This is a genomic window from Streptomyces inusitatus, assembly GCF_014651115.1.
GTDB classification, from domain to species: Bacteria; Actinomycetota; Actinomycetes; order Streptomycetales; family Streptomycetaceae; genus Streptomyces; species Streptomyces amakusaensis.
The window spans coordinates 1-8,111 of sequence record NZ_BMWG01000010.1 but is presented as its reverse complement, the minus strand read 5'-3'; the positions used below and the strand labels follow the sequence as shown (position 1 = coordinate 8,111).

Below are 8,111 nucleotides of genomic sequence, written 5' to 3'. Positions count from 1 at the left end.
CTACTTCTTCAGGGCCTTCGCGAGGAGCGGTTCGAGCCCCTTCACCGCGTAGGGGATGCTCAGCACGGACGCGCTGGACAGGGCCAGGCCCACCGACGGGTCGGAGGGGAAGACCAGCCGGTTCTCACGGGCGGCCTTCATCGCGCCGATCTGCGGATACTGGGCGAGGGTCTGCTTCAGCGGCATCTGCTGCTGGCTCAGCAGGATGACGACGTCGGCGTCCGCGTCGCCGGCCTTCTCCGCCGACAGTTCGACGAAGTACTTCTCGTCGCCCAGGCTCTCGACGTAGGCCGAGGGCTTGAGACCCAGCGCGGTGACGAGCTGCATCCGGGTGTCCCCGGCGGTGTAGACACCGATCTTCCCGCCGAAGGCGAGCAGGATTGAGACGGTCTTCCCGGCGAACGCGGGGTTGGCCTCGGCGGTGCTCCGAAGCAGCGCCTCGGTGTCCGCGATGAGCCGGTCGCCCCGCGCGGTACGCCCCACGGCGGCGGCTATGGTCTTGGTGGACTCCCGCCACGGCACGGCGTTGGGCGTGGCCCCCGCGGGCAGCCCCACCGTGCGGGTGATGTCGGTGAGGGTCTTGTACTCGGTCGCGTCGCCGCCGGACTGGACGTTGACGATGAGGTCGGGGGTGAGCGAGGCCACGCGCTCGTAGTCGTACGGGGGCTTGAGGAAGGCCGGCGTCTGGGATCCCAGCGCCTTCTCCGCCCAGACGCCCACGCCGCGCTTCATCGTCGGGATGAACTGCCAGACGCCGACCGGGACGATGCCCAGCGCCAGCAGTACGTCGTGGTCGGTGCGGCCCAGCGAGAGCACCCGCTTCGGCTCCTCGGGGATCTCCACGGTGCCGAACTTGTCCCGCACCGTGACCGGGAACGTTTTGGCGTTCGCGCCGCCGGAGGGCTTCGCTGACGCCTTGGTCTCGTCCTTCCCGCAGGCGGCGAGCAGCGCGGTCGAGCCGAGCACCGCGCCCAGGGAGAGCAGTCCCCGGCGGCTCAGCGAGCGTTCGCGGTCGGTCGTTCCGGTCATGGCGTGGCCCTGTCTGTGAGTGATGGAGTGGTGGAGTGGGGCGGCGGCCCTGGTTCCCGTCCGGTGCCGACGAACAGTGAAGACCCCGCACCATAGTCAGGTAAGCCTCACCTTGGCAAAGCGGGTGAGTATGTTCCCTTTTGAAACTGACGAAGGGTCAACAGCGCTGTGACAGGAGGGCTTTGACGAGCGATAACGAGAAAGTAACGGCTTCCTCGGGGGAGTCGACTTAGGTTAGGCTAACTTCGCTTGGCGGGGCCCGGGTTGAGACCGGATTCCGCGCACTCCGGAGGCGTCGGCGCCGCCGTACCCACGGCCGGTCCCGTCCCTCCCGCACACGAGTCTGAAGAAGGCGCGCCGAGGCTTCGGCGGCCGGACCGAGGCGACAGGAGAACACCTTGATGGCTGGCCCGACGCTCCCCCTGACCATCGAAGGCGACGGGGGCCCCGCCTCCGAAGCCGTCCGCCGCGACCGCGCGAACCTCAGGGAGCGGCTGTACCAGCACGGCGCCCTGCTGCTGCGCGGATTCGACGTCGGCGGAGTGGACGGCTTCGAGGCCGTGGTGCGCGAGCTGTCGGGCGCCCCGCTGACCTACACCGAGCAGTCGTCCCCGCGCAGCGTCATCAAGGGCAAGGTCTACACCTCGACCGAGTACCCGGCGAAGGCCGAGATACCGCTCCACAACGAGATGTCCTACCAGGCGAGCTGGCCCCTGGTGCTCTACTTCCACTGCGTCGAGCCGCCGCTGACCCAGGGGGCCACTCCGCTGGCCTCCACCCGGGCTGTCTACGACCTCGTCGACCCCGCTGTACGCGAGGAGTTCGTCCGGCGCAAGTGGATGGCGGTGCGCAACTACCGCGACGACATCGGCCTCCGCTGGTGGCAGGCGTTCAACACCGAGAGCCGCGAGGAGGTCGAGCGGCTCTGCGAGGCCGGCGGCATCGAGGCGCAGTGGATCGGGAAGTCCGGCCTGCGCACCCGCGCGGTGCGCGAACCCGTCCACCGCCACCCCGTCACGGGCGACACCGTCTGGTTCAACCACGTCGTGATCTTCCACGTCAGCAGCCTTCCCGCGCCCACCCGCAACGGGCTGCTGGAGATCTGCGGCGAGGAGGGCCTGCCGAACAACACCTACTACGGCGACGGCGAACCGATCCCCGACGAGGTCACCGACCATCTGCGCGACTGCTACCGCCAGGCCTCGGTCCGCTTCGACTACCGCCGCGACGATCTGCTCGTGGTGGACAACATGCTCGCCTCGCACGGCCGCGAGCCCTTCACCGGACCGCGCAAGATCGCCGTGGCGATGGGTGAGGCCTCCGACGCCTGAACCCCCGCCCTCGCCCCCGCCCCCGAGCCCGCCCCCGGCCCCGAGCCCCGCCCGCCGGGGGCTCGGCTCACCCGGCGGGCCGGTCCGACACCGGGCGCGGATCATCGTCGGCCAACTGGGCCAGACACCCCCGGACGAGTCCGCGCATCGTCCACCGGAACACCGCGTCGTCGCCCAACTCGCGTGCGTGCACATGCTTGATGGGGAAGACGGAGAACTCCGCCGCCGCCGTGGCCAGAACCTCCTCCCGCTGCACGCGCGACTCCTCCGAGCCGAAGACCGCCGTCACCCCGATCGCCTGCTGAGCGACCGTGGACGCCATCCACGACGCCTCCCACGGCTCCAGCCCCAGATCGACCAGACGCACATGCGTCTGCTCGAAGCGGGCCATGCTCACCCGCGAACCGAGCTGGAGACGGGAGAGATACCCGGCGATCCCCGGATGGTCGGAGACCAGCTTCCGCAAGGAGACCGCCAGCGCCAGCAGAAAGCCCTCGACCGACTCCTCGGCCGTCTCGGGCGGGCTCCAGCGCTCCAGAATCCCCTCCGCCACCAGCAGGCGCAGCGCGTCCTGGGACGGCACATGCCGGTACACGGCCACCCGGCTGACACCCAGTATCTCGGCGACACCCTGAATGGTGACCTCGTCCAGGGTCAGCGCGATCCCCGCCTCGATGATCACCTTCCGCGTCACCAGCCGCGGCCGTCCCCTCGCACGCCCCGCGCCAACCGCTTTGGTCGTCATCCGCCAAGCCTAGTTCGTGTCGTCGGACCGGCGCGCGAACCGTAAATAGTCTATTCAGACTGTTAGAGTTCGACCATGCCACGCCGCGCTCTCGACAACCCGCTGGTACTCGCGGTGCTCGGGCTCCTCCTGGAAGGCCCCGCACACCCCTACCAGATGCTCGCCGAACTGAGGACCCGCAGCGACAACCACGCGGCGGCCATCAACCGGGGATCGCTCTACAACACCGTCGCCGCCCTCGCCGAAGCCGACTGGGTGACCGCACGGGGCCGGCAGCGCGAGGGCAACCGCCCCGAGCGGACCGTGTACGCCCTCACCCCGGCCGGCCACGACGAACTCGTACACCGGCTGGACAGCCGGATCCGCAACCCCGAGTGGGAGTTCTCCCGCTTCCTCGGAGCGGTCGCCTACCTCGGCGCCCTCGGACCGGACGCCGCCGTCGAAGCCCTGACGGAACGCGCCCGGCGGCTGCGCCTGCGCACCACCGCCGACGAGAGCCGCCGCACCGAGGCGCTCGCCGCGAACGTGCCCCGGCTGCACATCATCGAGGCCGAGTACGCACTCCACCTCGCCCGCGCCGAAACGGCCTGGGTCGAAGCCGTCATCGACGACATCCGCACCGGCGAACTGACCTGGCCCGCCACCGCCACCGCCACCGCCACTGCCCCGGACGCGGACAGGCCGTCCGCCCGCGCCTGAGACCAACCGGAAGCGACCCGGAAGAGAGGGAAACCGCCATGCCGAAACCCCCCGAAGGACTGCTCTTCGGCGTCTACCCGGGAAGCGTCGCCGGCGACGACACCGGCGGCCTGGCCGAAGGACCGCCCGACGACCCGGCCCGGGTGACCGCCGCACTCGACCGGTTACAGGGCCGCCCCGGCCGCCCCTTCCTGGTACGCGCCTACACCCGCTACGACGACACCACCCCGCCCGGCGGACCGCACCCCACCGCCACCCCCGCCGCCGCGGAACGGTACGCCGCCCGGGGCCGCCGCCTGGACCTGGTCGCCCAATACCAGTCCACGACCGGCGACATCGACGGCTACCGCCGATTCCTGCGCGAACTCGTCGAGCTGTACGGCCCGGTAACCGACACCCTGCAAGTGACCGAAGAGCCCAATGTCACCTCCGTGCCCACCCTGGACGGCCACTACCCGGCGGTCAGGGAGGCCATCGTCCACGGAGTGTCCGCCGCCAAGGAACGGGCGCGCGAACTCGGCCACACCCATCTGCGCGTCGGCTTCAACACCACCCCCCTCTTCGGCCCGGCCGCCTCCTTCGTCACCGAACTGACCGAACACGGAGGCCCCGGCTTCACCGACGACCTCGACTACATCGGCCTGGACTTCTTCCCCGACGTCTTCCAGCCCCTAGGGCCTGTCTGACGGATCTTGCTGGGCTCGCGAGCCCTGGCACCGCGCCTCGCCGCGTTGTCGTCGGTCGCCAATACACCACATTGGCTCCCTCCTCCGCCTTGCGATCCACGGCACCAGACCCCGCTCCCTGATCCAGCCTGATCCGTCAGACAGGCCCTAGCCCCACCCGACCTCGCCCCCGCCGTCGAAGCACTGCTGCGCCACCACCGGGACACGGTCCTCACCCCCGCCGGACTGGGCGGGCTGCCGCTCCACATCACCGAACACGGCTGGCCCACCGGCCCCGGCCGGACGCCGAGCCGCCAGGCCGAAGTGGTCGAGACCGTCGTACGGGTCGTCGCGGCCCAGGCCCACCCACTGCGGCTGAGCGGATACACCCACTTCGCACTGCGCGACGCCGACAGCTCCCGGCCCGGAGTGTTCCACCGCTTCGGACTCACCACCGACGACTACACCCCCAAACCCGCCTTCGCGGCCCTGGCCCGGCTCGTCGAGGAGTTCAGCCGCTGACCCCGGCGTCCTGCCTGGCCGGAACTCTCTCCAACCACAGAAGGACCCCCCACGCTCGCCGTGCGACCGGAGATCGACAAAGCCCGACCGGACGGATGATTCGCCGGGGCGGCACCGCACGACAAGGTCGACATGTCCTCAACCCGGAATGGAAAGGCCCTCCTTCGTGCACGCACGACATGTGGCACCCCTGCTCGCGGTGAGCGTCATCGCGACACTCGCCCCGGCACTCGCCACCGCCCCGGCGGCCGCCGCCCCCGGCGCGAACCCCCAGCACTCCCCGTACCTCCAGCACTCCCAGGCCCTGCCGAAGACGAAATGGCAGCGGTGCGCCGCCGACAAGCCCGCGTCCCTCCAGTGCGCCACGATCACAGTGCCGCTCAACCACGCGAAACCCGACGGCCGGAAAATCGGCATCGCCGTCTCCCGTATCAGAGCGACCGACCCCGCCCAGCGCCGGGGCGTCCTGCTCTTCAACCCCGGCGGCCCCGGCGGCTCGGGCCTCCACTTCCCCTCGGCGCTGACCTCCCTGCCCGCCTCCGTCAAGGCCCGGTACGACCTCATCGGCTTCGACCCCCGGGGCATCGGCGAGAGCGCGCCCGTCGCCTGCGGACTGACCCCCGACGAGAGGGAGGTGGAGCGCCCCTACAAGAAGGAGACCTTCGCCCAGGACGTCGCCAGGTCCCGCGCCTTCGCCGACAAGTGCCGCGCCAAGCACAAAGACTCCCTCCGGCACATCACCACCCGCAACACCGCCCGCGACATGGACATGATCCGGAAGGCCCTGGGCGAGAAGAAGATCAACTACCTGGGTTACTCGTACGGCACCTATCTGGGGGCCGTCTACACCCAGCTCTTCCCCCGGAACACCGACCGGGTCGTCCTCGACAGCGCGGTCGACCCCAAGCGCGTCTGGCGCGACGACTTCCAGCTCTGGGCCCCGGAGGCGGAGAAGGCCTTCAAACGCTGGACGAAGTGGACCGCCGAGCGCTCGGCCGAGTACCGCCTCGGCGACACCCCGGCGAAGGTCGGCAAGACCTTCTGGGACATCGTCGCCCAGGCCGAGCGCGAGCCCGTCGTCGTCGGCAGGACCCCGCTCGACGGCGATCAGATCCGCAGCCTGATGCGCGCCCCCTTCTTCAGGGCCGCCACCGCGGCGGAGCTGGTCGTCACCCTCAAGAAGGCAGCGGCCGGAAAGCCCACCCCGGACCTCCCCGAGTCCGGCGGCTGGGACGACCGATCGGCCTCCGCCCTGTGGACCGTCACCTGCGGCGACGCCAACTGGCCGAGGAACCCCGAGACATACCGCAAGGACGCGATCCGCGACAAGGCGCGCTATCCGCTCTTCGGCGACTTCGCTTCAAACATCTCGCCCTGCGCCTTCTGGGACAAGACCGCCGAGCCCACCACCAAGGTCGACAACAAGGTGCGCGCGCTGATCGTGCAGAACGAGTGGGACTCCCAGACACCGCTGCCCGACGCGATCGGTCTGCGCGAGGACATGAAGGGCTCGCGCATGATCCTGGTCGACGAGGGCGAGGGCCACGGCGTCTACACCACCGGCCTCAGCAAGTGCGCGGACACCGCCACCACCGCCTATCTGACCCACGGCTCCTTCCCCGCGAAGGACATGACCTGCCGGCCGACCCCGGCCAAGGAGCGCTCGGGAACCGCGGAGCTGCCGATCCCACTGCCCCTTCCCACCCGCTGACCGGACGCCCCGCCCAGGGACCGCCCTCTTCCTGACATCGGACCGCCCGAACGGAGCAAATCCGTCCGGGCGGTCCTCTGCTGGGTTTCAATGGTTTCAGCGGTTTCAGCGGTTTCCATGGCAGAGGAACGCCGGGACGTATGTACGGGAGAGGCGGCCGTAGATGAGCACGGTGCTGCGGAGAGCGGGCGAGGGCGACCGGGACGCGGTGATCCGGCTGCTTGACGCGGCCTTCCAGAACGATCCGGTGACCCGGTGGCTGTTCCCCGACGCGGAGCATCGCCGCTCGGCCAACCCCCGACTGATGGCGGCCTTCCTCGACATCGTCCTCCGGGCGGGCCGGGTCGACCTCCTGGCGGATGGCTCCGGCACTGCCCTGTGGCTGCCCGCGCGGGACGGCGAGGAGGCGGAGGAAGAGGAGGACGACACCCTGTCGAGGGCTTTCGCCGAGAGCGCCCCCGGCAATGAACGTGTGCTGACCCTCAACAGACTCATGGACGAGATCCACCCGGACCGGGCTCACGAGTACCTCTGGCTGATCGCTGTGAACCCGGCCCGGCAGGGCAGGGGCCGGGGTACGGCACTGCTCGCGCAGGCCCTCGAACGCTGCGACCGCGAAGGCACACCGGCCTATCTGGAAGCGACCAGCCCGAGCAGCCGCGCGCTCTACCAGCGCCACGGCTTCGTACCCACAGAGCCCGCTCTCGCCCTCCCCGACGGCCCGACCCTGTGGCCGATGTGGCGCGAGCCGCGTCCCTGAAAATCGCCGCCCCCCCCGCAGGGGGTGAGTACCCGCTTTCGATACTTCTGGCGGAGAGCGAAGCCTGCCCGGATCTCCCACCATCGGGGGAGCGCGCGGCCGTGTGCGCCAATATCCTTCCGGCCCGTGGCCTGGGAAATGCCGGACATCAGGGATTGGTCGGCGGCGCGTTTCTCCCTCGACCGGATGAGTACTCGTGAATCTGAGCCGGTAGGACTGTTTACAGCCTTGTGACTTAAGCCCTAGCGTTACCACAGGTGAATCATCGGCAGCGTAAATGCTCAGTAAATTTCAATCTGAAATCCCCTCGGACAGATTCATTGCCCGATCATTCAAGATCTCGCACCCATTGATGTCCCTCCATATATGAGCCCGCCCATCGGGCCGCGCACGGAAGGCTTCCCCGATGAAGAATGACCAAGAGCCTCGGATCTCGCGAGAGCAGATCCTCTGTGCGTTGTTCGCCGAAGTTCTGGGGTTGTCCGAGGTGGGTGTCGAGGACGGTTTCTTCGATTTGGGGGGCGACAGCATTCTTGCGCTTCAGCTGGTGAGCCGCGCCCGGGAGGAGGGCCTTGAATTCACCCGGCGTGAGGTTTTTCAGTGTGGGTCGGTGGGTGGGTTGGCGGTGGTGGCGCGGGATGTGGGTGTG

General features: G+C 69.4%; 8 protein-coding genes and 1 pseudogene. 7 read left to right on the top strand and 2 right to left on the bottom strand.

What is annotated here, in order from left to right:
- Window positions 1-1,029, bottom strand: coding sequence for an ABC transporter substrate-binding protein (locus IE247_RS17225; protein ID WP_190124029.1), 1,029 nt, complete (start codon window positions 1,027-1,029; stop codon window positions 1-3).
- 401 nt (window positions 1,030-1,430) lie between these two features.
- Here IE247_RS17225 and IE247_RS17220 point away from each other — a divergent pair, with 401 nt between their 5' ends.
- Window positions 1,431-2,360: a TauD/TfdA family dioxygenase gene (locus tag IE247_RS17220; protein ID WP_190124028.1), complete on the top strand. Its 930-nt coding sequence runs from the start codon at window positions 1,431-1,433 to the stop codon at window positions 2,358-2,360.
- A 67-nt stretch (window positions 2,361-2,427) separates the two neighbouring features.
- Here IE247_RS17220 and IE247_RS17215 read toward each other — a convergent pair whose 3' ends face one another.
- A complete protein-coding gene (locus IE247_RS17215; protein ID WP_190124027.1) occupies window positions 2,428-3,105 on the bottom strand; it encodes a TetR/AcrR family transcriptional regulator in 678 nt (225 codons plus the stop codon).
- 75 nt (window positions 3,106-3,180) lie between these two features.
- On the opposite strand from IE247_RS17215, the gene IE247_RS17210 reads away from it, so the two are divergent.
- From IE247_RS17210 to IE247_RS17185, 6 genes and pseudogenes are all read left to right on the top strand, one after another.
- Window positions 3,181-3,804: a PadR family transcriptional regulator gene (locus tag IE247_RS17210; protein WP_190124026.1), complete on the top strand. Its 624-nt coding sequence runs from the start codon at window positions 3,181-3,183 to the stop codon at window positions 3,802-3,804.
- A gap of 38 nt (window positions 3,805-3,842) precedes the next feature.
- Window positions 3,843-4,475 (top strand): annotated as a pseudogene (locus IE247_RS17205) (hypothetical protein); the annotation flags it as partial.
- A gap of 318 nt (window positions 4,476-4,793) precedes the next feature.
- Window positions 4,794-4,991 carry a hypothetical protein gene (locus IE247_RS35020; protein ID WP_373305573.1) on the top strand — a complete coding sequence of 66 codons (198 nt, stop codon included), beginning with the start codon at window positions 4,794-4,796 and terminating at the stop codon, window positions 4,989-4,991.
- A 148-nt stretch (window positions 4,992-5,139) separates the two neighbouring features.
- Entirely contained in the window at window positions 5,140-6,702 is a 1,563-nt protein-coding gene (locus tag IE247_RS17195) for an alpha/beta fold hydrolase (protein WP_190124025.1), read from the top strand.
- Window positions 6,703-6,865: 163 nt separating this feature from the next.
- The gene (locus IE247_RS17190) at window positions 6,866-7,462 is read left to right on the top strand and encodes a GNAT family N-acetyltransferase (RefSeq protein WP_190124024.1); all 597 of its coding nucleotides are present in this window, start codon (window positions 6,866-6,868) and stop codon (window positions 7,460-7,462) included.
- Between the two features lie 406 nt (window positions 7,463-7,868).
- Window positions 7,869-8,111: phosphopantetheine-binding protein (locus IE247_RS17185; RefSeq protein WP_190124023.1), on the top strand; the 243-nt coding region annotated here is incomplete at its 3' end.